28 protein-coding genes are annotated in these 22,913 nt (G+C 59.1%); 25 read left to right on the top strand and 3 right to left on the bottom strand.

Annotated elements, in window-relative coordinates:
• Nucleotides 1-20: 20 nt before the first annotated feature.
• The 6 genes from rpoC to tuf all read left to right on the top strand — a co-directional run bounded on the left by rpoC (nucleotide 21) and on the right by tuf (nucleotide 9,146).
• Entirely contained in the window at nucleotides 21-4,247 is a 4,227-nt protein-coding gene (rpoC, locus tag V7651_RS15310) for a DNA-directed RNA polymerase subunit beta' (protein ID WP_035540201.1), read from the top strand.
• Nucleotides 4,248-4,329: 82 nt separating this feature from the next.
• Complete coding sequence (locus V7651_RS15305; RefSeq protein WP_035540203.1) at nucleotides 4,330-4,578, top strand: hypothetical protein; 249 nt, start codon at nucleotides 4,330-4,332, stop codon at nucleotides 4,576-4,578.
• 254 nt (nucleotides 4,579-4,832) lie between these two features.
• A complete protein-coding gene (gene rpsL / locus V7651_RS15300) occupies nucleotides 4,833-5,204 on the top strand; it encodes a 30S ribosomal protein S12 (RefSeq protein WP_034740661.1) in 372 nt (123 codons plus the stop codon).
• A 12-nt stretch (nucleotides 5,205-5,216) separates the two neighbouring features.
• Complete coding sequence (gene rpsG / locus V7651_RS15295) at nucleotides 5,217-5,687, top strand: 30S ribosomal protein S7 (RefSeq protein WP_034740664.1); 471 nt, start codon at nucleotides 5,217-5,219, stop codon at nucleotides 5,685-5,687.
• A gap of 90 nt (nucleotides 5,688-5,777) precedes the next feature.
• Complete coding sequence (gene fusA / locus V7651_RS15290; RefSeq protein ID WP_035540205.1) at nucleotides 5,778-7,901, top strand: elongation factor G; 2,124 nt, start codon at nucleotides 5,778-5,780, stop codon at nucleotides 7,899-7,901.
• A gap of 54 nt (nucleotides 7,902-7,955) precedes the next feature.
• Nucleotides 7,956-9,146, top strand: coding sequence for an elongation factor Tu (tuf, locus tag V7651_RS15285; protein WP_035542525.1), 1,191 nt, complete (start codon nucleotides 7,956-7,958; stop codon nucleotides 9,144-9,146).
• Nucleotides 9,147-9,240: 94 nt separating this feature from the next.
• Here tuf and V7651_RS15280 read toward each other — a convergent pair whose 3' ends face one another.
• Nucleotides 9,241-10,551, bottom strand: coding sequence for a tetratricopeptide repeat protein (locus V7651_RS15280; protein ID WP_335613664.1), 1,311 nt, complete (start codon nucleotides 10,549-10,551; stop codon nucleotides 9,241-9,243).
• Nucleotides 10,552-10,755: 204 nt separating this feature from the next.
• Here V7651_RS15280 and V7651_RS15275 point away from each other — a divergent pair, with 204 nt between their 5' ends.
• Nucleotides 10,756-12,441 (top strand): bifunctional helix-turn-helix transcriptional regulator/alpha/beta hydrolase, encoded by a 1,686-nt coding sequence (locus V7651_RS15275; RefSeq protein WP_335613663.1) that lies wholly within the window; start codon nucleotides 10,756-10,758, stop codon nucleotides 12,439-12,441.
• A 63-nt stretch (nucleotides 12,442-12,504) separates the two neighbouring features.
• Here the strand turns inward: V7651_RS15275 and V7651_RS15270 are convergent, their stop codons facing one another.
• Both V7651_RS15270 and V7651_RS15265 read right to left on the bottom strand, forming a co-directional pair.
• Entirely contained in the window at nucleotides 12,505-13,125 is a 621-nt protein-coding gene (locus tag V7651_RS15270; protein WP_335613662.1) for a hypothetical protein, read from the bottom strand.
• A 366-nt stretch (nucleotides 13,126-13,491) separates the two neighbouring features.
• Complete coding sequence (locus V7651_RS15265; protein ID WP_335613661.1) at nucleotides 13,492-13,812, bottom strand: hypothetical protein; 321 nt, start codon at nucleotides 13,810-13,812, stop codon at nucleotides 13,492-13,494.
• Nucleotides 13,813-14,759: 947 nt separating this feature from the next.
• On the opposite strand from V7651_RS15265, the gene rpsJ reads away from it, so the two are divergent.
• Genes rpsJ through rplR form a run of 18 tightly spaced genes read left to right on the top strand, consistent with a single transcriptional unit; the run spans nucleotide 14,760 to nucleotide 22,909 of the window.
• Nucleotides 14,760-15,080, top strand: a complete 321-nt coding sequence (gene rpsJ / locus V7651_RS15260) for a 30S ribosomal protein S10 (RefSeq protein WP_034738419.1) — start codon at nucleotides 14,760-14,762, stop codon at nucleotides 15,078-15,080.
• Entirely contained in the window at nucleotides 15,080-15,841 is a 762-nt protein-coding gene (gene rplC / locus V7651_RS15255; RefSeq protein WP_035537785.1) for a 50S ribosomal protein L3, read from the top strand. The genes rpsJ and rplC overlap by 1 nt, the downstream gene beginning before the upstream one ends.
• A complete protein-coding gene (gene rplD, locus V7651_RS15250) occupies nucleotides 15,841-16,503 on the top strand; it encodes a 50S ribosomal protein L4 (protein ID WP_035537789.1) in 663 nt (220 codons plus the stop codon). The genes rplC and rplD overlap by 1 nt, the downstream gene beginning before the upstream one ends.
• Nucleotides 16,504-16,505: 2 nt before the next feature.
• The gene (locus tag V7651_RS15245) at nucleotides 16,506-16,805 is read left to right on the top strand and encodes a 50S ribosomal protein L23 (RefSeq protein ID WP_035537792.1); all 300 of its coding nucleotides are present in this window, start codon (nucleotides 16,506-16,508) and stop codon (nucleotides 16,803-16,805) included.
• A gap of 16 nt (nucleotides 16,806-16,821) precedes the next feature.
• Complete coding sequence (gene rplB, locus V7651_RS15240) at nucleotides 16,822-17,652, top strand: 50S ribosomal protein L2 (RefSeq protein ID WP_035537794.1); 831 nt, start codon at nucleotides 16,822-16,824, stop codon at nucleotides 17,650-17,652.
• A 14-nt stretch (nucleotides 17,653-17,666) separates the two neighbouring features.
• Nucleotides 17,667-17,945, top strand: a complete 279-nt coding sequence (rpsS, locus tag V7651_RS15235; RefSeq protein WP_034738424.1) for a 30S ribosomal protein S19 — start codon at nucleotides 17,667-17,669, stop codon at nucleotides 17,943-17,945.
• A gap of 2 nt (nucleotides 17,946-17,947) precedes the next feature.
• Nucleotides 17,948-18,337 (top strand): 50S ribosomal protein L22, encoded by a 390-nt coding sequence (gene rplV / locus V7651_RS15230; protein ID WP_034738426.1) that lies wholly within the window; start codon nucleotides 17,948-17,950, stop codon nucleotides 18,335-18,337.
• Nucleotides 18,337-19,074: a 30S ribosomal protein S3 gene (rpsC, locus tag V7651_RS15225; protein ID WP_035537796.1), complete on the top strand. Its 738-nt coding sequence runs from the start codon at nucleotides 18,337-18,339 to the stop codon at nucleotides 19,072-19,074. The genes rplV and rpsC overlap by 1 nt, the downstream gene beginning before the upstream one ends.
• Nucleotides 19,075-19,077: 3 nt before the next feature.
• The gene (gene rplP, locus V7651_RS15220; protein ID WP_034738428.1) at nucleotides 19,078-19,494 is read left to right on the top strand and encodes a 50S ribosomal protein L16; all 417 of its coding nucleotides are present in this window, start codon (nucleotides 19,078-19,080) and stop codon (nucleotides 19,492-19,494) included.
• Nucleotides 19,495-19,496: 2 nt separating this feature from the next.
• Entirely contained in the window at nucleotides 19,497-19,697 is a 201-nt protein-coding gene (rpmC, locus tag V7651_RS15215; protein WP_034738429.1) for a 50S ribosomal protein L29, read from the top strand.
• Nucleotides 19,698-19,707: 10 nt separating this feature from the next.
• Nucleotides 19,708-19,953, top strand: a complete 246-nt coding sequence (rpsQ, locus tag V7651_RS15210) for a 30S ribosomal protein S17 (protein WP_035537799.1) — start codon at nucleotides 19,708-19,710, stop codon at nucleotides 19,951-19,953.
• Nucleotides 19,950-20,318 (top strand): 50S ribosomal protein L14, encoded by a 369-nt coding sequence (rplN, locus tag V7651_RS15205; protein WP_034738431.1) that lies wholly within the window; start codon nucleotides 19,950-19,952, stop codon nucleotides 20,316-20,318. Before rpsQ ends, rplN begins: the two co-directional genes overlap by 4 nt.
• A gap of 2 nt (nucleotides 20,319-20,320) precedes the next feature.
• The gene (gene rplX / locus V7651_RS15200; RefSeq protein WP_035537805.1) at nucleotides 20,321-20,638 is read left to right on the top strand and encodes a 50S ribosomal protein L24; all 318 of its coding nucleotides are present in this window, start codon (nucleotides 20,321-20,323) and stop codon (nucleotides 20,636-20,638) included.
• Nucleotides 20,631-21,185 carry a 50S ribosomal protein L5 gene (gene rplE, locus V7651_RS15195; RefSeq protein ID WP_034738433.1) on the top strand — a complete coding sequence of 185 codons (555 nt, stop codon included), beginning with the start codon at nucleotides 20,631-20,633 and terminating at the stop codon, nucleotides 21,183-21,185. Before rplX ends, rplE begins: the two co-directional genes overlap by 8 nt.
• A 19-nt stretch (nucleotides 21,186-21,204) precedes the next feature.
• Nucleotides 21,205-21,510: a 30S ribosomal protein S14 gene (rpsN, locus tag V7651_RS15190; protein ID WP_035537806.1), complete on the top strand. Its 306-nt coding sequence runs from the start codon at nucleotides 21,205-21,207 to the stop codon at nucleotides 21,508-21,510.
• A gap of 14 nt (nucleotides 21,511-21,524) precedes the next feature.
• Nucleotides 21,525-21,920 (top strand): 30S ribosomal protein S8, encoded by a 396-nt coding sequence (gene rpsH / locus V7651_RS15185; RefSeq protein ID WP_034738435.1) that lies wholly within the window; start codon nucleotides 21,525-21,527, stop codon nucleotides 21,918-21,920.
• 10 nt (nucleotides 21,921-21,930) lie between these two features.
• Nucleotides 21,931-22,542, top strand: a complete 612-nt coding sequence (rplF, locus tag V7651_RS15180; RefSeq protein WP_335613660.1) for a 50S ribosomal protein L6 — start codon at nucleotides 21,931-21,933, stop codon at nucleotides 22,540-22,542.
• Between the two features lie 4 nt (nucleotides 22,543-22,546).
• Complete coding sequence (rplR, locus tag V7651_RS15175) at nucleotides 22,547-22,909, top strand: 50S ribosomal protein L18 (RefSeq protein WP_034738437.1); 363 nt, start codon at nucleotides 22,547-22,549, stop codon at nucleotides 22,907-22,909.
• Nucleotides 22,910-22,913: the final 4 nt, after the last annotated feature.

Genomic DNA, 22,913 nt, shown 5'->3' with positions numbered 1-22,913 from the left:
CACCCAAGGAGCAGACACCCATGCGCCAGGACGTCGCCAGCATTTTCAACCCGAATACGCCCGCCCCGACTTTCGAGGCGATCCGCATTTCGATCGCAAGCCCGGAGAAAATCCGCTCGTGGTCGTCAGGTGAGATCAAGAAGCCTGAAACCATCAACTACCGGACGTTCAAGCCCGAGCGCGACGGCCTTTTCTGTGCCCGCATCTTCGGCCCGGTAAAGGACTATGAGTGCCTTTGCGGCAAGTACAAGCGCATCAAGTATCGCGGCATTGTCTGCGAGAAGTGCGGCGTTGAAGTCACCCTCGCACGCGTCCGCCGCGAGCGAATGGGCCACATCGACCTGGCTGCACCTGTTGCACACATCTGGTTCCTGAAGTCGCTTCCATCCCGGATTTCGACCCTGGTCGACATGGCGCTGAAAGATGTGGAGCGCGTGCTCTACTTCGAAAGCTATGTTGTCATCGAGCCGGGCCTCACGGAACTGGAGCCCAAGCAGCTCCTGACCGAAGAAGAATACATGGATGCGCAGGACCGTCTGGGTGAAGACGCGTTCACAGCCATGATCGGCGCCGAAGCCATCCGCGAGATCCTCCGCAACCTCGACCTGCCAACGCTTGCCGAGACGCTGCGCGATGACCTGCGCGAGTCCACCTCGGAACTGAAAACCAAGAAGGCTTCCAAGCGCCTCAAGGTAGTTGAGTCCTTCCTCCAGTCGCGCGCCAAGCCCGAGTGGATGATCCTGACCGTCGTTCCCGTGATCCCGCCGGACCTGCGTCCGCTCGTTCCACTGGATGGCGGCCGCTTTGCGACGTCCGACCTTAACGACCTCTATCGCCGCGTGATCAACCGGAACAACCGCCTGAAGCGCCTTATGGAGCTTCGCGCCCCGGACATCATCATCCGCAACGAGAAGCGTATGCTTCAAGAGTCGGTTGATGCCCTGTTCGACAACGGCCGTCGCGGCCGCACGATCACGGGCACCAACAAGCGTCCGCTGAAGTCGATCTCCGACATGCTCAAGGGCAAGCAGGGCCGCTTCCGCCAGAACCTTCTCGGCAAGCGCGTCGACTATTCCGGCCGTTCGGTCATCGTGGTTGGCCCGAACCTCAAACTGCACGAGTGCGGCCTTCCAAAGAAGATGGCGCTCGAGCTGTTCAAGCCGTTCATCTATGCGCGTCTCGACGCCAAGGGCCTTGCCGGCACGGTCAAGGCTGCCAAGAAACTGGTCGAGAAAGAGAAGCCGGAAGTCTGGGATATCCTCGACGAGGTCATCCGCGAGCACCCGATCCTGCTCAACCGCGCACCGACGCTTCACCGCCTCGGCATCCAGGCGTTTGAACCGAAACTGATCGAGGGCAAGGCCATCCAGCTTCACCCGCTGGTCTGCGCCGCGTTCAACGCTGACTTCGACGGCGACCAGATGGCCGTTCACGTGCCGCTGAGCCTCGAGGCCCAGCTGGAATGCCGCGTGCTCATGATGTCGACGAACAACATCCTGTCGCCTGCCAACGGCAAGCCAATCATCGTGCCGTCGCAGGATATCATCCTCGGCCTCTACTACCTCTCGCTCGATCGCGACGAGGAAGTCGGCAATGGCATGATGTTTACGGACCTCGCCGAAATCGAGCAGGCGTTGGACAACGGCTTCGTCTCGCTGCACTCGAAAATCAAGGCGATGTACGAAGGCGTCGATGATGAAGGCAAGCCATGGCGCCGTGTGATCGACACGACACCGGGCCGCTTCATGGTGGCAAACATCCTGCCGCGCTTCAAAGGCATCCAGCCTGACATGGTCAACCTGACGCTGACCAAAAAAGCCATCGGTCGGATCATCGACGATGTGTATCGTCTGTGCGGGCAGAAGGCGACGGTCATCTTCTGCGATCAGATGATGGGTCTCGGCTTCAAGGAAGCTGCGAAAGCGGGCATCTCGTTCGGCAAGGATGACATGGTCATTCCGGAAGCGAAGAAGAAGCTCGTCGAAGCGACCAAGGAACAGGTGTCCGAATACGAACGCCAGTATGCTGACGGTCTCATCACGCGCGGTGAGAAGTACAACAAGGTTGTCGACGCCTGGTCCACATGTACGGACAAGGTCGCTGACGCCATGATGGAATCCGCGTCCAAGGCCCAGGTGGCCAAGGGTGACCGGAAGGCTCAGGTCAACTCGATCTACATGATGGCCGACTCCGGTGCGCGTGGTTCGAAGAACCAGATGAAGCAGCTCGCCGGTATGCGGGGCCTGATGGCCAAGCCGTCAGGCGAGATCATCGAGACGCCGATCATCTCGAACTTCAAGGAAGGTCTGACCGTTCTTGAATACTTCAACTCGACCCACGGTGCCCGTAAGGGTCTTGCCGATACGGCTCTGAAAACGGCGAACTCGGGTTACCTGACCCGTCGTCTTGTCGACGTTGCCCAGGATTGCATCATCAACGAAGATGATTGCGGTACGGAAAAAGGCATCGACATCTCGGCTGTCATGGAAGGTGCTGATGTCACCGTTTCGCTGGGCGAGCGTCTGCTCGGCCGTGTTACGGCTGAAGATGTCAAAGGTGCGGACGGCACGCTGGTCGCGCCTGCCAACACCTATATTGACGAAGACCTTGCCGACATCATCGAGAATGCCGGTGTGGACGTGGTGAAAGCCCGCTCTGCGCTGACATGTGAAGCGCGCAACGGTATCTGCGTTCAGTGCTATGGACGTGACCTTGCCCGCGGCACGGTCGTCAACCGCGGTGAAGCGGTCGGCGTTATCGCTGCCCAGTCGATCGGTGAGCCGGGTACCCAGCTGACCATGCGTACGTTCCACATTGGTGGCGCAGCGCAGGTGGCCGACCAATCGTCCATCGAAGCCAGCTTCGAAGGCACCGTCCGGTTCACGGATGGCGAGTATGTGACCCGCAAGGACAAGAACATCATTGTTGTTGGCCGCCGCATGCAGGTCGAGATCGTCGATGCCGACGGTCGTACACGTCAGTCGTTCCGCCCGGCCTACGGCACACGCCTCATGGTCAAGGACAAGGCGAAGGTTTCGCCCGGCATGCCGCTCGCAGACTGGGATCCATTTGCCCAGCCGATCGTGTCGGAAGTGGCCGGCGAAGCCAAACTGATCGACGTGATCGATGGCGTCTCCGTGCGTGAAGAAACCGACGAAGCGACGGGCATCTCGTCCCGCGTTGTGATCGACTGGCGTTCGGCCTCGAAAGCGGCTGACATCAAGCCGTCGATCCAGGTCATCGACAAGGACGGTAAGCCCGTCAAACTGCCTAATGGCTCTGATGCTGTCTATCTTCTCTCGGTGGGCGCTATCCTGTCCGTCGCCGATGGTGACAAGATCGAAGCCGGTGACACGCTCGCACGTGTTGCGACCGGTGGTGCGAAGACACGGGACATCACGGGTGGTCTGCCACGCGTGGCGGAACTCTTCGAAGCGCGCCGTCCGAAGGACCACGCCATCATCGCAGAAGTCGATGGCAAGGTGCTTTACGGCCGTGACTACAAGAACAAGCGCCGCGTCTCGATCGTGCCGATCGAGGAAGGTCGTGACCAGATCGATTACCTCGTTCCGAAGGGCAAGCACCTTGCCGTTCAGGATGGTGACTTCATCAAGCGTGGTGAATACCTGATGGACGGTAACCCGGCGCCGCAGGACATCCTGTCGACGCTTGGTGTCGAGGCTCTGGCCAACTACCTCATCGACGAAGTGCAGAAGGTCTATCGCCTGCAGGGCGTGCCGATCAACGACAAGCACATCGAAGTGATCGTTCGCCAGATGCTGCAGAAGGTCGAAATCGTGGACGGTGGCGACACGCCATTCATCGTCGGCGAGCATATCGATCTGATCGACTTCGAGGACGCCAATGAAGTTGTGCGCAAATCCCGTAAAAAGGACCAGCGCGAGGCAACTGCCAACCCGCTTCTGCTCGGTATCACCAAGGCTTCGCTCCAGACCCGCAGCTTCATCTCTGCTGCGTCGTTCCAGGAGACGACCCGCGTGCTCACCGAGGCGGCTATCCAGGGCAAGATCGATACGCTGGACGGCCTCAAGGAGAACGTCATCGTTGGCCGCCTGATCCCGGCCGGTACGGGCGGTGGTATCCGTCAGTTCCGCCGCGTTGCGGCCGAGCGCGACCTGAAGCTGAAAGCCAAGCGCGCTGCTGCGATGGCCAAGGCCCAGGAAGAAGCGGCAAATCTCGCGATGGCGGCCCTTCCGGCACCTGCTGCCGAGCCTGCGGACGAATAGTCCGGTCCGACACGGCTCTTGATACAAATGAGAAAGCCTGCCAGCCTTGGCAGGCTTTCTTGCTTTCGGGGATAGGCGTCAGATGGAACGAAACGATATTATCGGCGCGGCGTGTGCGGTCGTTGCGATTGGAATCATTACGTTTCTATCGCTGGACAGCTGGGCCATTGCCGATTGCCGCACCGTTCTGAGAGAAGCGGAATTTCAGCGGGCAGGGGCGCTGGAGCCGGACGCTGCGGCCGATCTTGCGGCATTCCGCGCCCAGCTTGAAGGCGGCGCAGCGGGCCCTGAGGCGGCTGCCTGCGTCGACAGGATCGGCCTGCCGTTCTAGAGGTGCCCGTTCAGGCCTAATATTGCTGCGGTCTGGCCGCATGCGACCCTTGACGCCAGCGCTTGAGAGGCTTAAACGCCACCCATTGTCAGAGAGGCAGCTGGGCTTTTGCCCTTTCGCCGTACCGGTTCAGGAATGGTCCGGCCAATCTGACCCCCAAGTTTTCAGCCGTCCCGGAAGCTGCTATGGCATTCGGGGCATCATTTCGTTACCGGCCCATCGGGCCATGAGTTCAGAAGAGACAGAAGGCCCGAATGCCCACAATTCAACAGCTTATTCGTAATCCGCGTTCGCCAAAGCCGACGCGCACCAAGACGCCGGCTCTCAAAGCTTGCCCACAACGCCGCGGTGTTTGCACGCGTGTCTATACAACGACCCCGAAGAAGCCGAACTCGGCGCTTCGTAAAGTGGCAAAAGTGCGTCTCACCTCCGGGTTCGAATCGCTGTGCTACATCCCGGGCGAAGGCCACAACCTGCAGGAGCACTCGGTTGTGCTTATCCGCGGCGGCCGCGTGAAAGACCTTCCGGGCGTCCGTTACCACATCATCCGCGGCGCGCTGGATACCCAGCCCGTCAAGAACCGTAAACAACGCCGTTCGCATTACGGCGCGAAGAAACCGAAATAAGAGGGCCGCTCAATGTCTCGTCGTCACAGTGCAGAGAAGCGTCAGGTCCTCGCGGATCCGAAATTCAAAGACATCGTCGTCACCAAGTTCATGAACCAGATCATGCGCGATGGTAAGAAGTCGGTTGCCGAACGTATCGTCTATGGTGCCTTCGACCTCGTCGAAACGCGCGCCAAGAAAAACCCTGTCGAGGTTTTCCACGCTGCGCTTGAAGCCGTTGCGCCTTCCGTCGAAGTGCGTTCGCGCCGCGTCGGTGGTGCCACGTACCAGGTCCCGGTTGAAGTTCGTACCGAGCGCCGTCAGGCTCTCGCCATCCGCTGGCTGTCGGCTGCTGCCGCAGGCCGCAACGAAAATACTATGCGTGAGCGTCTTGCAGGCGAACTGATGGACGCCAGCCAGGGCCGCGGCAACGCTGTCAAGAAACGCGAAGACACGCACCGCATGGCGGACGCCAACAAGGCCTTCGCACACTACCGCTGGTAATCAGCACTGGAATTTCATGGCAACTGAGGGTAACGCGCCCGTCAGTTGCCACAATTTCCTCCCGGAAAGCAGACACGAAGGTTTACCCACATGGCCCGCGAATACACGCTGGATCGCTATCGTAACTTTGGCATCATGGCACACATTGATGCCGGCAAAACTACGACCACTGAGCGCATCCTTTACTACACCGGCAAGTCGCACAAGATTGGCGAAGTGCATGATGGCGCCGCGACCATGGACTGGATGGAGCAGGAGCAGGAACGTGGCATCACGATCACGTCCGCTGCGACCACCACTTTCTGGGAGCGCACTGAAGACGGCTCCACGCCGCTCTCCGACAAGTACCGTTTCAACATCATCGACACGCCTGGGCACGTTGACTTCACGATCGAAGTCGAGCGCTCGCTGGCCGTTCTCGACGGCGCCGTCTGCGTCCTTGATGCGAACGCCGGTGTTGAGCCGCAGACCGAAACTGTGTGGCGTCAGGCTGACCGCTACAAGGTTCCGCGCATCGTGTTCGTCAACAAGATGGACAAGATCGGCGCTGACTTCTTCAACTGCGTCCACATGATCAAGGATCGTACAGGCGCAACGCCTGCGCCGATCCAGCTGCCAATTGGTTCCGAAACCGAGTTGGCGGGTCACGTTGACCTTGTCACGATGCAGGAATGGGTCTGGGAAGGCGACGATCTCGGCGCTTCATGGATTCTGAAGCCTATCCGGGACAGCCTCAAGGCAAAAGCCGAAGAGATGCGCGCCACACTGGTCGAGCTTGCTGTTGAGCAGGACGATGATGCGATGGAAGCCTTCCTCGAAGGCAACGAGCCAGACGTGCCAACCCTGCGCAAGCTTATCCGCAAGGGTACGCTCGCCATGGCATTCGTGCCGGTTCTTTGCGGCTCGGCCTTCAAGAACAAGGGCGTGCAGCCTATGCTGAACGCTGTGATCGACTATCTTCCAGGCCCGCTCGACGTGCCGCCCTACTTCGGCTTCCTGCCGGGTGACGAAGAAGAAGTTCGTAACATCGAGCGTAAGGCTGATGACAGCCAGCCGTTCTCGGGCCTTGCCTTCAAGATCATGAACGACCCCTACATGGGCACTCTGACCTTCACACGTATCTATTCCGGTACGTTGTCGAAAGGCGACGCGTTCATGAACTCGACCAAGGGCAAGAAAGAGCGCGTCGGCCGTATGGTCATGATGCACTCCAACAAGCAGGACGAGATCACGGAAGCTTTCGCAGGCGACATCGTTGCGCTTGCCGGCCTCAAGGAAACGACAACGGGTGACACGGTCTGTGATCCGAACAAGCCAGTCGTTCTCGAAACGATGACGTTCCCCGATCCGGTTATCGAGATCGCCGTCGAGCCGAAGTCGAAAGCTGACCAGGAAAAAATGTCGGTGGGCCTTCAGCGCCTCGCGGCAGAGGATCCATCCTTCCGCGTCGAAACCGATTTCGAATCCGGTCAGACGATCATGAAGGGCATGGGCGAACTTCACCTCGACATCCTGATCGACCGCCTGAAGCGCGAGTTCAAAGTTGAAGCGAACATCGGCCAGCCGATGGTTGCCTACCGTGAGAAACTCGGCCGTGCAGCAGAGATCGATTTCACGCACAAGAAACAGTCCGGTGGTACCGGCCAGTTCGCGCGCATCAAGCTGCAGTTCGAACCTCTCGAAGCCGGTTCTGGCTTCGTGTTCGAAAGCTCGATCGTCGGCGGCGCCGTTCCTAAGGAATACGTTCCCGGTGTGGAAAAAGGCCTCAACATGGCCAAGGAAAACGGCCTTCTGGCTGGTTACCCGGTCACCGACTTCAAGGCCGTGCTGGTTGATGGCGCGTTCCACGACGTTGACTCCTCTGTCCTCGCTTTCGAAATCGCCGCCCGCGGCGCATTCCGCGAGCTGAAAGGCAAAGGCGATCCGCGCCTGATGGAGCCGATCATGAAAGTGGAAGTTGTCACGCCGGAAGACTATATGGGCGACGTGATCGGCGACCTGAACTCCCGCCGTGGCCAGATCCAGGGTTCGGAACCACGCGGTAACGCCGTGGCGATCAACGCTCTGGTCCCGCTGGTCAACATGTTCGGATACGTTTCGAACCTGCGCGGCATGTCGCAAGGGCGTGCCCAGTTCACGATGATCTTCGCTCACTATGACGAAGTTCCGCGTGCCGAAGCACAGAAAATCATTCAGGAAGTCGCAGGTTCCTGATCCATCCCCGACCGGTGAGCCGGTCTTTTGAATTTAGAATGAAGGAGAGGCCCGATGGGCAAGGCAAAGTTTGAACGCAACAAGCCGCACGTGAACATCGGCACGATTGGACACGTTGACCACGGCAAGACGACGCTGACGGCGGCCATTTCGATGGTGCTTGCAGAGGCATCCGGTGGCGAAGCGAAATCGTACGCTGATATCGACTCGGCGCCTGAAGAAAAAGCACGCGGCATCACGATCAACACGGCGCACGTGGAATATGAGACGGAAAACCGTCACTATGCCCACGTCGACTGCCCGGGCCACGCTGACTATGTGAAGAACATGATCACCGGCGCAGCGCAGATGGACGGCGCGATCCTTGTTGTGAACGCAGCTGACGGCCCGATGCCACAGACGCGCGAGCACATCCTGCTGGCCAAGCAGGTCGGCGTGCCTGCCATGGTTGTCTTCCTGAACAAGGTTGACCAGGTTGACGATGCCGAGCTTCTGGAACTGGTCGAGATGGAAGTGCGCGAGCTTCTGACATCGTACGACTTCCCGGGCGACGACATTCCGATCATCGCGGGTTCAGCGCTGGCCGCTGTTGAAGGCCGCAATCCTGAAATCGGCAAGGACAAGGTTCTTGAGCTGATGCAGGCCGTTGACGATTACATCCCGACGCCAGAGCGTCCGCTGGACAAGCCGTTCCTGATGCCTGTGGAAGACGTGTTCTCGATCTCCGGCCGTGGTACGGTTGTGACGGGCCGTGTCGAACAGGGCGTCGTCAAGGTTGGCGAGGAAATCGAGATTGTCGGCATCCGTCCGACCGTCAAGACGACCTGCACGGGCGTTGAAATGTTCCGCAAGCTGCTCGATCAGGGCCAGGCTGGCGACAACATCGGCGCCCTGCTTCGCGGTATCGACCGTGAAGGCGTTGAGCGCGGCCAGGTTCTCTGCAAGCCAGGTTCGATCACGCCACACACGACGTTCGAAGCCGAAGCCTATATCCTGACGAAGGAAGAGGGTGGCCGTCACACGCCATTCTTCACCAACTATCGTCCGCAGTTCTACTTCCGCACGACCGACGTGACGGGCGTGGTGACGCTGCCGGCCGACAAGGAAATGGTTCTGCCAGGCGATAACGTGAAAATGGACGTCGAGCTGATCCAGCCGATCGCCATGGACCAGGGCCTGCGCTTCGCCATCCGCGAAGGCGGCCGTACCGTCGGCGCCGGCGTCGTCTCCGCAATCAAGAAATAAGTCCTGATCCTTTCGGGAACTGAGATAAGAAAAGGCCGCCCGGATGGGCGGCCTTTTTTGCATTTGGATGAGGTTTTTCTGATGCAGGGATGGCCTAATTGCAGAGGTAGCGATTGGCGTTGTTGTTCATCGTGCAGTGGGCGTCGCGGTATTTCTCGCGTGTCTGCGCCCGTGCCTCACCCGAACTCATACCCCCGGTGGCCTGCGGTGCCGGGCCCTGCTCGATGGGGCGATAGGTCGAGGTCGACCTTGCCGCGTTGAAGCGGGCATTGGCGGACTTGATCATCTTCATGTCATTGGCCCAGGAATTGTCCTCGCCGGAGATGGCCATGCCGCGGCCGCGCAATTCCGCTCGCACGATTGAGGCGATCTGGCCGGATTGGAACCAGTGCTCCAGCACTTGCAGGTCATAATCATCGACAGCCGACATGCGGCCAGCGGCCGAGGCTGCGCGGACCGCCTGTTCGGCATAGACCGTGGAGCTGTAGACCGAGACGGCGGTGGCCACCGCACCATTATAGTCGCCAGCACTCAGCAGCGAGGCCATTTCGGCGCGGCGGGCTTCCTGCTTGGCATTCCACGCGGCCAGTTCATCAACATAGCGGCGCACGTCCTTTGAATAGTCGCAGATCTTCTCATTGCCGAGCTGGCAGGACTTTTCGTACGGCCCGACCGCGAAATCAAAGTCTTCGACAATCGCGTAGATCCGACCAAGGTTCGCGCAGGATTCCTTGACGTTCGCATCGCAGTTAATCTGTGTGAGTTTCAGCGCCTGGGTGGCATCGAAAGCGGGCGACGAGGGATCTGCATACATGTGTTCTGCTGTGACGCAAAAATAGGGATCTACCTGTTCACACGCCTTTGCGGCAAGTGGCGCGCCGCGCACGAAATCGATGACGGTCGGGTATTTTCCTTTCAGGCCATCATAAAAGAATGACGCGCCCCAGCTGCACGCTTTCAGCGATTCGTTAGCGCAGCCCTTTTCAAAAGCCGTGAGCAGGCGGGGAATGTCCTTCTCGCCCTTCTCATCGGAACCAAGGATGGCATAGGTCGCGTTGCAGGCATCCTCATGCCCCATCGCGCAGGCTTTCTCGTAAAGGACTATGCCGCGGGCCGGATCAGCCGCGATTCCTTCAACACCATGGCGATACATCGTGCCGGTATAGAAGCAGCCATCAGGAATGCCGAGGTCGCAGGCCTTGATGAAAAGCTCGGCGGCTTTGGGCTTGCTCAGGGGCATGCCGTTGTCGCCATTTGCATAGTCGGCAGCTGCGTAGAAGCAGGCTTCCGCGCCGCCTTTGCTACACGCGATTTCATTGGTCGAGACTGGATCTGCGCTGGCGCTTGGCGCGGCGAGGAGGGTGATAAGCGCGAGTCCGAGGGACGTCAGCGGTATGGTCTTCATCTTTCATATCCTTTGGTGTTTGGCCGGATCCCCACCCAGCCCGCAGGTCTGCAGGCATTCTCGTAGCGCGTAGCGGGATGGGGCTCATGGCCCGTAGGGGGGATAAACCCTACTTTTCTGCCTGTGACTGAAACGGGCGCTTGTGATGGGAGCGACGCAATCTAGACTAGAGGCTCGTCCAGACTTTTCTTTGCCCGAGAGCCCATGTCCCTGAACAAGCGCTATTTCGACATGCTGGGAGCCGCTTATGACGTGCCAAACGAGACGGCGCGGTTTGAAGGCTTTCTCGATGCCGCAATGGCCTACTTCTTTGATGGGGCCGAAGATGGCTTTTTGGCGGGCGATGTGCCGCGTCACGAGGGCGATGATGATACGCTTGATACGCATGGCCAGAGGGTTGGCGCGCTGGTGGATGCGGCCTCGCGGCGGGATGCTTCCAATGCGGATCGGTTCCACGCGATACTGGATGTTTCGGCCCGCAATGGGCTGGTTTCAGGCAATGCTGCGGCCGCGCAGCTGACAGGGCGGACCTTTCCGTGCCCGTTCGACGAGCTGCCTTTGGACCCGGGCGCGCTGAGTGAAATCCGGCGGGCCCTCAGGGCGACAACAGCGCAGGCGCAGGATCGGATCATCCTCGCGAATATCGAGACCGGCCCCTCAAGGGCCTGCCTCGCGCTGATCCAGCGGCCGAAGGATAGCGCCGATCTGCTGCATGTTTCGCTGTCCTATATCGACTGGTCGCCGGCCTTGATGACGCGGCTGGGCGAGGCGTTTGGGCTGACCTCCAGCGAGACGGAAATCCTTGAGGGCTATCTCGGCAATCTCAGCCAGAAGGAAATCGCGCGCGAGCGTGACCGGGCGCTGGATACGATCAAGGGGCAGTCGAAGAGCATCCTGAGGAAGACTGGCTGCGCGCGGATGTCGGATGTCGTGCAGCTTTCCGCCAGCATTGCCTATCTGATGCGGCAATTGCCGGAGCAGGCCAATCCGCCGAGCGCCGAGACCTGGGTGACGCCGAAATGCGGCCTTTCCATGCTGGCGCGGCCGGGCGGGCGGGAGCTGGCCTGGTACAAGGCGGGGGCGGGTGAAAAGCCCGTTCTGTTCATTCATGGCTATCTTCAGGGGCCGTTCTTTACCGCAGAGATGCTGGCGGGACTGGCCGGGGCGAATGTCCATTTCATTGCGCCGTCGCGGCCGGGTTTTGGCTATACGAGCCAGAGCCGTTCGCGGGCGGATTTCGACAAGACGGTCGTGGAAGATGCGGTGGCGCTGGTTGATCATCTTGGCCTGTCGAAGATCAGCCTTTGTATTCATCAGGGCGGCTCTTCGCATGGCTTCCGAATCGCAAGGGCACTGGGTGATCGGCTGGGGGATATGCTGGTGCTGGGCGGTGGAATTCCGATCGATGAGGACAGGCACCTGGCCCATATGGACCGGCAGACGCGGTTTGCGGCGATGGCCACGCGGCATGCGCCTTCGGTGATGAAGATGGTGATGTCGGTGGGCCTGCCGGTCTATCGGCGGCGGGGGACGAAGGCCTTCCTGAAGGCGCAATATGTGCGCTCGCCGGGAGACCTGGCCACGCTGGAGGTTCCGGCGCTGATGAAGGTTCAGGCCGAGGGGCTTTATCACGCGGTGGAGCAGGGGGCCGAGGCCTGGCTGCGCGATGGCGGGGCGGCGATGGCCGACTGGAGCGATGATCTTGAGGCCGTGACGGCGCGGCAGACCTGGCTTCAGGCGGAAGACTGCACGATCATTTCAGCGACCGATGTGGCCGACCATATGCGTGGGCGGGCCAATGTGGATTTCCATGTTCTGGAAGGCCATGGCTCGAACATTCTTCACACGGCGACGGATACGATTTGCGCGCATCTGGTCAAGCTCGCCTGAGCCTGCGCCAGCGACCGGCACGCATGGCTGCGCCCGGCAAAAAGTGTGGAAAGCGGGGCGGATTCAGCCCGAGCTTTCCCATGTTTCAAGGCGCGCATTGATCATGCCGGGCAGGGCGGTGGCGACGAGGCCAAGCTCTGCGAGCAGGCGATAGGCGCCGCTGGCCGGCATGCAGACGGGCCGGGCCTCGCCCTCGCGGCGGATGCGTTCGAGACTGCGCGCGAGGCGTTTGGCATGGGCGTCCGGCGCCGAAAGCAGGCCGTGCAGGGCGATGATGCGGGCAAAAATGCGGGCGGCGGGCACCGGGCCGGATGCCCGGATAGTGTCCGGAAAATGCCCGGAGCCTTCGGTCAGCGTCATGTCCATGGCCCGGCCGACGAGGCTGATGCGGCAGGCGGGCACGGAGGGGAAGGATTGCGTCACGTCCTCCACGCCTTGCGCAAGGGGCGCGGGGCCGGTGGCGGCGCGGGGCCGCACGGGCGCGAGCGTCAGGCCGAGGGCGATCAGCCAGAGCAGCCGCCGCACGATGGTCTCCAGTATCTTGAGCTTCGCCCGCGCCCGCTGCGCCGTGCCCCGCCGCAGCGTGACCGGCGCGCGCACCATGTCGGTCAGGTTGCGCACATTGAACAGGACATAGCGCGCCTGCTCGAGACCATGGGCAATGAAGGCGTCAGAGACTTGCATGACGTCAAGTATGGCACGGGCGGGTTTAGGGTTGGATTGGGAGGGGGAGAGGGGGGGGCAGCTAAGATGATTTGGATTAAATCATCTTGAATATGTCGAACTAACTAAATTGCTACTTGCGTGGTGTGGCCATGATGAAGCCAGAGCCGCCAGTCCTACGAATGACGCAAAAACTATTCGAGACATTCCTCTACTTACTGGAGCCGATACTCTAGCTTGAGAATCTCCCCATTCCACTGCCGCCCAAACTAAAGCTGACAGAACGCCCAGCAAAGTGAACGAAAATGGCTTCCAAGTATCTGAGGATAGCAAAATGATCGCAATAAACGCGAATGGATATAGAAGCCTAACAATCCAAGTGAGCACCTAAATTCGGCTCTCCGGATTCTTACGAGAAGGTTGATCACCGGGTTGAGTAGGAACGTTTGATTGGGGAGGGAAAATATTAGTGGGCTGGATAACGCTTCGGTTCTTTACAGAGAAAATGCGCCCCACAAATGGTCCAAATCCCTTAGGTTCGCCGCCACCGGATGTCGTAAACTTATTTCGCAGCCATCCCTGTTGAATATTTAGTCTGGATACTACCGCCAGAAATTCAAAGAAAGAAGGACTGAGATGGGTGTGATCAAGCTTAACAGCCTCTTCTTCAGGAACAATTTTCGAGTGATCGGTTATAATAAAGACCATTACTTGTATCCATTCCATCCTATAGACCCAGCTTCTGCGCCGATATGCGTAGCTAATGTCTCTCTGACGTAAATATTGAGCTGGTCGGGCGATAAACGACTCGCGATGCCAGACCACAGCATTTCCCCAGTCTGAGGCTCAAGTGAAACTAGCAGCCCAGGTGATAAAATTACTCGGGTAGAGCCAAATTCAAACATGTCTCCTACTACGGTCATGACGTTTGTAACCCGAGCCCCAATTTTAGGTTCCGTCGTGGGAAAGATATGATACAACTCAAAAAACCTGTACGGCACGTCAAAAATAGCAGTTCCGACTAGCGATTCAATGTCTGGACCATGAATTGCGATTTCGTGCGTCCATATATGGTGCAATATGGCGTAAACTCGTTCATTATTCAACTCCGACGATAAACTTGGATTTCTCATCGGTTTTAGTATCGCCCGTGGTCGCGCAATGCGCTGACTACCATAAGATGCGCTCGATAATCCCCAGCCAAACATTATGCGCACGAATCTCCTTTTGCTTATTTATCTACAAGGAGCGAGTGTAAGATCAACCTCAAAATTAAATCTTTGATTGATGGGCTCGCCGCCGAGGCGAATAGGTTTTCCGCATCGATGCTTTCTGCGGTTTGTAACCGGGGTGCGGGGGGGGCGGCTTGTGAGGCGCTTTCGGCTGGTGGGTATCGCTTTGCTCAACCCACCCCTACGGTGTATCAATGGTGTGGTGATGCGCCCCCGTGCCTGTGCGGATTTGGTCTGCAGATTCCCTGTTTCGGCTGTTGACCTATGCGATTCCTTCCCATAGAAGCACCAATTCGCCGGGAAGGCCGCGCTTAATTAGCGAACGCTCCCTCGAAACTGACAATTTAACCCTACCCAACCCGGGCGCTCGATGCTGACGAGCCATCGCCCTGGGCTTAAGTGTTTTGTGTGGACGGACGAACGATGGAACGACAAAATATCCGGATCAGGCTCAAAGCCTTCGATCACCGTGCGCTCGACATGTCGGCGAAAGAGATCGTGAATACTGCCAAGCGTACCGGTGCTGAAGTTAAGGGTCCTATCCCGCTTCCAACCCGTATCGAGCGTTTCACCGTGAACCGTTCGCCGCACGTCGACAAGAAATCACGCGAGCAGTTCGAGATTCGTACGCACAAGCGTATCCTCGACATCGTTGACCCAACCCCACAGACCGTTGACGCGCTGATGAAGCTCGACCTGTCTTCCGGCGTTGGCATTGAAATCAAGCTTGAGGGAGCGCGCTAATGGCTCTTCCAGCCCCCCGTTCCGGCGTGCTGGCCCGCAAACTGGGCATGACACGCATTTTTGACGAAGATGGCCGCCACATCCCGGTGACCGTCCTGTCGCTTGATGGTTGTCAGGTCGTTGGCCTGCGCACCGAAGAAGAGCGCGCCGTCACCACCAAGAAGGGTGGCGAAGTCACCCGCACCGACGGCTACAAGGCTGTCATCCTCGGCACTGGCGAAAAGAAAGCCAAGCGCACGAACAAGGCTCTGCGCGGCCAGTTCGCGAAAGCCGGCGTGGCACCCAAGTCGAAACTCCGTGAGTTCCGCGTCTCGGGCGACCTGCCGGAAATCGGCGCCGAAGTTCAGGCTGACCACTATGTGCCAGGCCAGAAGGTTGACGTTTCCAGCTACGCGATCGGTAAAGGTTTTGCCGGCGCGATGAAGCGCTGGAACTTCGGCGGTCTTCGCGCCACGCACGGTGTGTCGCTCTCGCACCGCTCGCACGGTTCGACGGGTATGAACCAGGATCCGGGCCGCGTGTTCAAGAACAAGAAAATGGCCGGCCACCTCGGTACCGACCGTATCACCACACAGAACCTGACGGTTGTGCGCACAGACGTTGAGCGCGGCCTGATCCTCGTGAAGGGCGCCGTGTCCGGTCATGACGGTTCGTTCGTGGAAATCCGCGATGCCGTGAAGAAAGCCCTGCATGCCGACGCGCCTGCAGCCGGTTCCTTCAAGTCGGCAAACGCTCCTGCCCAGACAGAGGGTGCTGAATAATGGAACTCGCAGTCAAAACCCTTGCCGGTAAAGCGGCTGGCAACATCACACTTGATGATGCCATCTTCGGCATTGCCGAAATCCGCAAGGACCTGCTTCACCGCACGGTCCGCTGGCAGCTGGCCAAGCGCCAGGCTGGCACGCACAAGACCCAGACGCGGTCTGAAGTGTCGGTCACGACCAAGAAGTCGATCCGCCAAAAAGGTTCGGGCGGCGCTCGCCACGGTTCGCGCAACGCACCTATCTTTGTCGGCGGCGGTGTGGCTCACGGCCCGCGCGTTCGCAGCCACGCCCACGATCTTCCCAAGAAGGTCCGCAAGCTGGCGCTCGCACATGCCCTGTCGTCGAAAGTTGTCGCTGACTCGATCCTGGTGATCGACGCTGCAACGCTGACCGCGCCGAAGACGAAGGAACTGGCGGCTCACTTCGCCAGCCTTGGCATCGAGAACGCGCTGATCATTTCCGGCATCACGGTTGACGAAAACTTCGCCAAGGCCGCTCGCAACATCCCGAACGTGGATGTGCTGCCTGTCGCCGGCCTCAACGTGTATGACATCCTGCGCCGCAAGACGCTCGTCATCACGAAGGAAGCCGCTGAAGGCATCCAGGCGCGCTTCGACGGCACGCTGGCCCAACCCGCAATCGCAGCAGAGGCTGAATAGTCATGGCTGATCCGAAGCAACATCACTACGACATCATTCGCAAGCCGATCATCACCGAGAAATCGACGCTGGTCGCTGAAGAGAACAAGATCGTTTTCGAAGTCGCGCTCACCGCTGACAAGAAGTCGATCAAAGAGGCCATCGAGTCCCTCTTCAAGGTTGATGTCACGGCCGTGAACACTGTGCTCCAAAAGGGCAAAACGAAGCGTTTCAAAGGTCACCTTGGTCGTCGTAACGACATCAAGAAAGCCTATGTCACGCTCGCTGAAGGCCAATCTGTCGACATTTCGACGGGCCTGTAGGGGAAGGACGTAGACCATGGCACTTAAGACATTCAATCCAACGTCCCCAGGCCGTCGCCAGCTCGTGCTGGTCGACCGTTCGGACCTGCACAAGGGCAAGCCCGTCAAGGCGCTGACCGAAGGCCTGTCCAAAAAGGGCGGCCGTAACAACCGTGGCCGTATCACGGCACGCCGCATCGGTGGTGGCGCCAAGAAGCTGTACCGTATGGTCGACTTCAAGCGTAACCGCTGGGACATGCCGGCTGTTGTTGAGCGCCTCGAGTATGACCCGAACCGCACGGCCTTCATTGCGCTGATCAAGTACGAAGACGGCATGCTTTCCTACATCATCGCGCCACAGCGCCTTGAAGTTGGTGATACGGTCGTCACGTCGACAACGGCTGATATCAAGCCGGGCAACACGCTGCCGCTGAAGAACATTCCTGTCGGTACGATCATCCACAATATCGAGCTGAAGCCCCAGAAGGGCGCCCAGATGGTGCGTTCGGCTGGTACGTATGCCCAGCTCGTTGGCCGTGACGGTGGTTATGCCCAGATCAAGCTGACGTCCGGCGAGCTTCGCATGGTGCTCGACACCTGCCTCGCAACGATCGGCGCCGTGTCCAACCCGGACAATATGAACCAGGTCCTGTCGAAGGCCGGTCGCAAGCGTCACATGGGCAAGCGCCCATCTGTTCGCGGCGTGGTCATGAACCCGGTCGACCACCCACACGGTGGTGGTGAAGGCAAGTCGTCCGGCGGTCGTCACCCAGTGACGCCATGGGGCAAGAAAACCCGCGGTCCGAAGACCCGTTCAAACAAAGCGACGGATCGTCTGATCATCCGCCGCCGTAACGCGAAACGCTAGAGGAGCCGCGAGACATGTCACGTTCTGTCTGGAAAGGCCCATTTGTTGACGGCTATCTGCTGAAGAAAGCCGAAGAGGCTCGCGCCTCCGAGAAGCGGACGGTCATCAAGACCTGGTCGCGTCGTTCGACAATCCTGCCCAATTTTATCGGCCTGAACTTCCAGGTCCATAACGGCAACAAATTCATCCCGGTCACGGTCTCGGAAGAGATGGTCGGCCACAAGTTTGGCGAGTTTGCTCCAACCCGTACGTTCTACGGCCACGGCGCAGACAAGAAAGCGAAGCGGAAGTAGTCATGGGTAAGACCAAGAATCCTCCGAAGCAGGCTTCCAACGAGTCGCGCGCTGTCCTGCGCATGTACCGTTCGAGCCCACAGAAGCTGAACCTGCTGGCCCAGCAGATCCGCGGCCTTCCGGTCGAGCGGGCACTGGCTGAGCTGCAGTTCTCGCCGAAGCGTCCTGCCAAGGACGTTCGCAAGCTTCTGCAGAGCGCGATCGCCAACGCAGAAAACAATCACGGTCTCGACATTGACAGCCTTGTCGTTGCCGAAGCCCACGTGGGCAAGAACCTCGTGATGAAACGTATTCGGGCCCGCGCCCGCGGCCGTGCCGCTCGCGTCCTGAAGCCGTTCGCGCAGGTTACCATTGTCCTTCGTGACACAAGCATGGAAGCGGAGGCCGCCTGATGGGTCAGAAAGTCAATCCAATTGGTTTTCGTCTGGGTATCAACCGGACGGCAGACAGCCGCTGGTATGCAGACAGCGCCGACTTCGGTCGCCTGCTGCATGAGGACCTTGCCATCCGCAAGGCCATCCGCGCAAAACTGAAGCAAGCCGGCATCTCGAAGATCATCATCGAGCGCCCGCACAAGAAATGCCTCATCACGATCCACACGGCCCGTCCGGGCCTGGTGATCGGCAAGAAGGGTGGCGACATCGAAGTGCTCCGCAAAGAGCTCGGCAAGATGACGACGGACGAAGTTCGCGTGAACCTCGTTGAAATCCGCAAGCCGGAAATCGACGCCACGCTGATCGCTGACGACATTGCACGCCAACTCGAGCGCCGGGCTTCGTTCCGCCGCACGATGAAGCGCTCGATCCAGTCCGCCATGCGTCTTGGCGCTGAAGGTATCCGTATCATGGTTGCAGGCCGTCTTGGCGGTGCTGAAATCGCGCGGACCGAGCAGTATGCAGAAGGCTCCGTGCCACTGCACACGCTGCGCGCAGACATCGACTACGGCACAGCGGAAGCTGCGACCACCTACGGCATCATCGGCATCAAGGTCTGGGTCTACAAAGGCGAGATCATGGAGCACGATCCGATGGCGCAGGACAAGCGCCTCGAGTCTTCGGGCCAATCGCGCGCTCGTGCCAATGCTAACCAACGCGGACCGGCTACCGGTGCGCAAGCCTCCGGAGCGTAAGAGATGCGTCAGCCGAAGCGAACCAAATTCAGGAAGGCCTTCAAAGGCCGGATCAACGGCACGGCGAAAGGCGGCTTCACGCTGGCTTTCGGCGAGTTCGGCCTCAAGGCTCTCGAGCCTGAGCGTGTTACGGCACGCCAGATCGAAGCCACCCGCCGGGCTGTGACGCGTTACATGAAGCGTCAGGGCAAAGTGTGGATCCGCGTATTCCCGGATGTGCCTGTGTCGGCAAAGCCGATCGAAGTGCGGATGGGTAAAGGTAAGGGTTCGGTCGACCGTTGGGTCGCCCGCGTCTCGCCCGGTCGCATCATGTTCGAGATCGACGGTGTGCCGGAAGATGTCGCCCGCGAAGCCCTGCGCCTTGGTGCAGCCAAGCTTCCGATCAAGACGAAAGTCGTCAAGCGGATTGAGGGGATCTGATCATGAAAGCCTCTGATGTAAGAACCAAAAGCGCCGACCAGCTCAAAGACGAGCTGATCAAGCTGAAAAAAGAACAGTTCAACCTGCGCTTCCAGGCGGCCACCGGCCAGCTTGAGAAGACGGCCCGCGCCAAGGAGATCCGTCGCGACATTGCTCGCGTCAAGACGATCCTTCGCGAAAAGGCCGTGGCAGGTCAGGCCTAGGAGAGAGAACATGCCTAAACGTATTATGGAAGGTGTCGTTGTCTCGACGAAGCAGGACAAGACAGCCATCGTTCGCGTCGAACGGACCTTCACCCACCCGGTGATGAAAAAGATCGTTCGTCGTTCGAAAAAGTATCACGCCCACGACGAAGCCAATGTGGCTGTCGAGGGACAGATTGTAACCATCCAGGAATGCCCACCGCATTCCAAGCTGAAGCGTTGGGAACTGGTTTCCGGCGAAGGGAGTGACGCATGATCCAGATGCAATCAAATCTCCGCGTCGCCGATAACTCCGGCGCTCGCCGGGTCCAGTGCATCAAGGTGCTGGGTGGTGCTGGTCGCCGGTACGCTTCTGTGGGCGACGTTATCGTCGTCTCCATCAAGGAAGCGATCCCGACCGGCCGCGTGAAGAAGGGTGATGTCCGCAAGGCCGTCGTCGTTCGCGTCGCGAAAGACATCAATCGTGCAGACGGTTCGACCATCCGGTTCGACTCCAATGCTGCCGTGCTCATCAACAACAATGGTGAGCCAATCGGAACCCGCGTTTTTGGTCCGGTCCCGCGTGAACTTCGCGGCAAGAACCAGGTCAAGATCGCCAACATGGCGCCGGAGGTTTTGTAGTCATGGCTGCGAAGATCAAAAAAGGCGACACGGTGCTGATCATTGCTGGTCGCAACAAGGGCTCGAAAGGTGAAGTGCTTAAAGTACTCGTCGACGAGAACCGTGTTGTGGTTCGCGGCGTCAACGTCGTGAAGCGCCATCAGAAGCCAACACAGATGGATCCGGGCGGCATCAAGAATTTTGAAGCGCCGATCCACGTGTCCAATGTTGCACACGTTGACCCACGCGACGGCAAGCCCGTTCGCGTCGGCTTCAAGACAGACGAGCATGGCCGCAAAACGCGGTTTGCCAAGCGTTCAGGGGAATCCATCGATGTCTAAGGCATACGAACCCCGTCTCAAGACGAAGTACCGCGATGAGATCCGGGGCAAACTGCAAGAGCAGTTCAGCTACACGAACCCAATGCAGGTTCCGAAACTCGACAAGGTCGTGATCAACATGGGCGTAGGCGAAGCCGTCTCCGACTCCAAGAAGATCAAAGCCGCCCTTGCTGAGCTGGAACTGATCGCGGGCCAAAAGCCTGTGGCCACCAAGGCCCGCAAGTCCATCGCCGGCTTCAAGCTGCGCGAAGGCATGCTGATCGGCTGCAAGGTCACGCTTCGCCGTGATCGCATGTTCGAGTTTCTTGACCGCCTGACCAACATTGCGCTTCCGCGCGTGAAGGACTTCCGCGGCCTGAATGGCAAGAGCTTCGATGGCATGGGCAACTATGCCATGGGCCTCAAAGAACACATCGTTTTCCCGGAGATCGCTTACGATCAGGTGGAAGAGATTCGCGGTATGGACATTATCGTCTGCACCACCGCCTCAACCAACGAAGAAGCCAAGGCACTCCTCGCCGAGTGTGGCTTCCCGTTCCGGAACTAGCGCCAGGAGATCTGCTGATATGGCAAAGAAGAGCGCAATCGAGAAGAACAAGCGGCGCCAGAAGCTCGTTGACCGTTATGCGGCCAAACGTGCTGAACTGAAGGCAATCGCGATGGACGAGAACCTGACCCTTGAGGAGCGCTTCAAGGCGCGTCTCAAGCTGGCGGAACTTCCACGCAACTCGGCGCCGAACCGTGTTCGTAATCGCTGTGAAGTAACCGGGCGTCCGCGCGGCTACTATCGCAAACTTAAAATGTCGCGGATCGCGCTGCGGGACCTTGGTTCCACTGGCATGATCCCCGGTCTCGTGAAATCCAGCTGGTAAGGAGGGAGAGCTAAATGAACCTTTCAGATCCCCTCGGTGATATGCTGACACGCATCCGGAACGCCCAGATGCGCGGCATGTCTAAAGTTGTCACCCCGGCGTCGAAAGTCCGCGCCCGTGTCCTCGATGTCCTCGCTGATGAGGGTTACATCCGTGGCTACGCGGAAGTGGAAAAAGACGGCCACAAAAATCTTGAAATCGAGCTTAAGTATTACGAAGGCCAACCGGTCATCTCGGAGATCAAACGTATCTCCAAGCCGGGTCGCCGCGTGTACTCTTCGGTCTCTGACATTCCGCTCGTGCGCAATGGCCTTGGCATTTCCATCCTGTCGACTTCGCAGGGTGTTATGTCGGACAATGCTGCCCGGACGAAAAATGTCGGTGGCGAAGTGCTCTGTCGGGTATTCTAGGAGAGCGCTGATGTCACGTATTGGAAAACTCGCAATCCCGGTCCCGAATGGCACGACGGTTTCCGTCGAAGGCCAGACGATCAAGGCCAAGGGCCCCAAAGGCGAAATGACGTTCACGGTCGCGGAAGTGATCACACCGAAATTCGAAAACGGTGAACTGTCCGTCATGCCACGCGCCGACCTGGTGAAGGCTGCCGCAGATCGCATCGCGCAAGAGAAAGCACGCGGACGCCGCCTGCCGACTTTCGCCGAAGCGCTTGACTCGACCGCTCGTACCCAGTGGGGCACGGCTCGCGCTCGCGCCGCCAACATGGTGCAAGGCGTGTCGGAAGGCTACACCAAGTCACTTGAACTCGTCGGCGTGGGTTACCGCGCGCAGATGCAGGGCAATGACCTGAAACTGGCCCTCGGCTTCTCGCATGATGTCGTTTACAAGGCTCCTCAAGGTATCACGCTGGCTTCATCGAAGCCGACAGAAGTTGTGATCACGGGCGCGGACAAGCAGTCGGTTGGCCAGGTTGCCGCCGAAATCCGCAAGTACCGTCCGCCAGAGCCGTATAAAGGCAAGGGTATTCGCTACGTCGGCGAATATGTGCGCCGCAAGGAAGGCAAGAAGAAGTAAGCCGATGAAAAGTCCACGCGAAAAAATGCAGCGCCGCGCACAGCGGGTCCGCACCAAACTCCGGAAGGTCGCCGAAGGGCGCCCGCGTCTGTCGGTTGCTCGCAGCCATAAGAACATTTCGGCCCAGATCATCGACGACGAGAAGGGCATCACGCTCGCCTCGGCGTCGACCCTGGAAAAGGATGTGCTGGGCAAGGCTAAGACCGGTGCAGATTCTGCTGCTGCCGCCCTGGTTGGCAAGACGCTCGCTGAGCGCGCCAAGAAGGCCGGTGTCGAGGACGTCGTGTTTGATCGCGGCGGCTACATGTTCCACGGCCGGGTGAAAGCCCTGGCAGACGCCGCCCGTGAGGGCGGTCTCAAATTCTAAGGAG

The organism is Hyphomonas oceanitis (genome assembly GCF_036964545.1).
Lineage (GTDB): Bacteria > Pseudomonadota > Alphaproteobacteria > Caulobacterales > Hyphomonadaceae > Hyphomonas > Hyphomonas oceanitis.
This window is presented reverse-complemented; position numbering and strand designations above follow the sequence as displayed.

Excerpts from the sequence above, each read along its gene's own strand:
- rpsS (WP_034738424.1), top strand. The coding sequence starts at position 17,667 with ATGTCACGTTCTGTCTGGAAAGGCCCATTTGTTGACGGCTATCTGCTG.
- rplV (WP_034738426.1), top strand. The coding sequence starts at position 17,948 with ATGGGTAAGACCAAGAATCCTCCGAAGCAGGCTTCCAACGAGTCGCGC.
- V7651_RS15245 (WP_035537792.1), top strand. The coding sequence starts at position 16,506 with ATGGCTGATCCGAAGCAACATCACTACGACATCATTCGCAAGCCGATC.
- rplP (WP_034738428.1), top strand. The coding sequence starts at position 19,078 with ATGCGTCAGCCGAAGCGAACCAAATTCAGGAAGGCCTTCAAAGGCCGG.
- rpsJ (WP_034738419.1), top strand. The coding sequence starts at position 14,760 with ATGGAACGACAAAATATCCGGATCAGGCTCAAAGCCTTCGATCACCGT.
- rplN (WP_034738431.1), top strand. The coding sequence starts at position 19,950 with ATGATCCAGATGCAATCAAATCTCCGCGTCGCCGATAACTCCGGCGCT.
- fusA (WP_035540205.1), top strand. The coding sequence starts at position 5,778 with ATGGCCCGCGAATACACGCTGGATCGCTATCGTAACTTTGGCATCATG.
- rpsH (WP_034738435.1), top strand. The coding sequence starts at position 21,525 with ATGAACCTTTCAGATCCCCTCGGTGATATGCTGACACGCATCCGGAAC.
- rpsQ (WP_035537799.1), top strand. The coding sequence starts at position 19,708 with ATGCCTAAACGTATTATGGAAGGTGTCGTTGTCTCGACGAAGCAGGAC.
- tuf (WP_035542525.1), top strand. The coding sequence starts at position 7,956 with ATGGGCAAGGCAAAGTTTGAACGCAACAAGCCGCACGTGAACATCGGC.
- rplX (WP_035537805.1), top strand. The coding sequence starts at position 20,321 with ATGGCTGCGAAGATCAAAAAAGGCGACACGGTGCTGATCATTGCTGGT.
- rplB (WP_035537794.1), top strand. The coding sequence starts at position 16,822 with ATGGCACTTAAGACATTCAATCCAACGTCCCCAGGCCGTCGCCAGCTC.
- V7651_RS15280 (WP_335613664.1), bottom strand. The coding sequence starts at position 10,551 with ATGAAGACCATACCGCTGACGTCCCTCGGACTCGCGCTTATCACCCTC.
- V7651_RS15270 (WP_335613662.1), bottom strand. The coding sequence starts at position 13,125 with ATGCAAGTCTCTGACGCCTTCATTGCCCATGGTCTCGAGCAGGCGCGC.
- rplD (WP_035537789.1), top strand. The coding sequence starts at position 15,841 with ATGGAACTCGCAGTCAAAACCCTTGCCGGTAAAGCGGCTGGCAACATC.
- rpsC (WP_035537796.1), top strand. The coding sequence starts at position 18,337 with ATGGGTCAGAAAGTCAATCCAATTGGTTTTCGTCTGGGTATCAACCGG.
- rpmC (WP_034738429.1), top strand. The coding sequence starts at position 19,497 with ATGAAAGCCTCTGATGTAAGAACCAAAAGCGCCGACCAGCTCAAAGAC.
- rpsG (WP_034740664.1), top strand. The coding sequence starts at position 5,217 with ATGTCTCGTCGTCACAGTGCAGAGAAGCGTCAGGTCCTCGCGGATCCG.
- V7651_RS15275 (WP_335613663.1), top strand. The coding sequence starts at position 10,756 with ATGTCCCTGAACAAGCGCTATTTCGACATGCTGGGAGCCGCTTATGAC.
- V7651_RS15265 (WP_335613661.1), bottom strand. The coding sequence starts at position 13,812 with ATGGTCTTTATTATAACCGATCACTCGAAAATTGTTCCTGAAGAAGAG.
- rplE (WP_034738433.1), top strand. The coding sequence starts at position 20,631 with ATGTCTAAGGCATACGAACCCCGTCTCAAGACGAAGTACCGCGATGAG.
- V7651_RS15305 (WP_035540203.1), top strand. The coding sequence starts at position 4,330 with ATGGAACGAAACGATATTATCGGCGCGGCGTGTGCGGTCGTTGCGATT.
- rpsN (WP_035537806.1), top strand. The coding sequence starts at position 21,205 with ATGGCAAAGAAGAGCGCAATCGAGAAGAACAAGCGGCGCCAGAAGCTC.
- rplC (WP_035537785.1), top strand. The coding sequence starts at position 15,080 with ATGGCTCTTCCAGCCCCCCGTTCCGGCGTGCTGGCCCGCAAACTGGGC.
- rpsL (WP_034740661.1), top strand. The coding sequence starts at position 4,833 with ATGCCCACAATTCAACAGCTTATTCGTAATCCGCGTTCGCCAAAGCCG.
- rplF (WP_335613660.1), top strand. The coding sequence starts at position 21,931 with ATGTCACGTATTGGAAAACTCGCAATCCCGGTCCCGAATGGCACGACG.
- rpoC (WP_035540201.1), top strand. The coding sequence starts at position 21 with ATGCGCCAGGACGTCGCCAGCATTTTCAACCCGAATACGCCCGCCCCG.
- rplR (WP_034738437.1), top strand. The coding sequence starts at position 22,547 with ATGAAAAGTCCACGCGAAAAAATGCAGCGCCGCGCACAGCGGGTCCGC.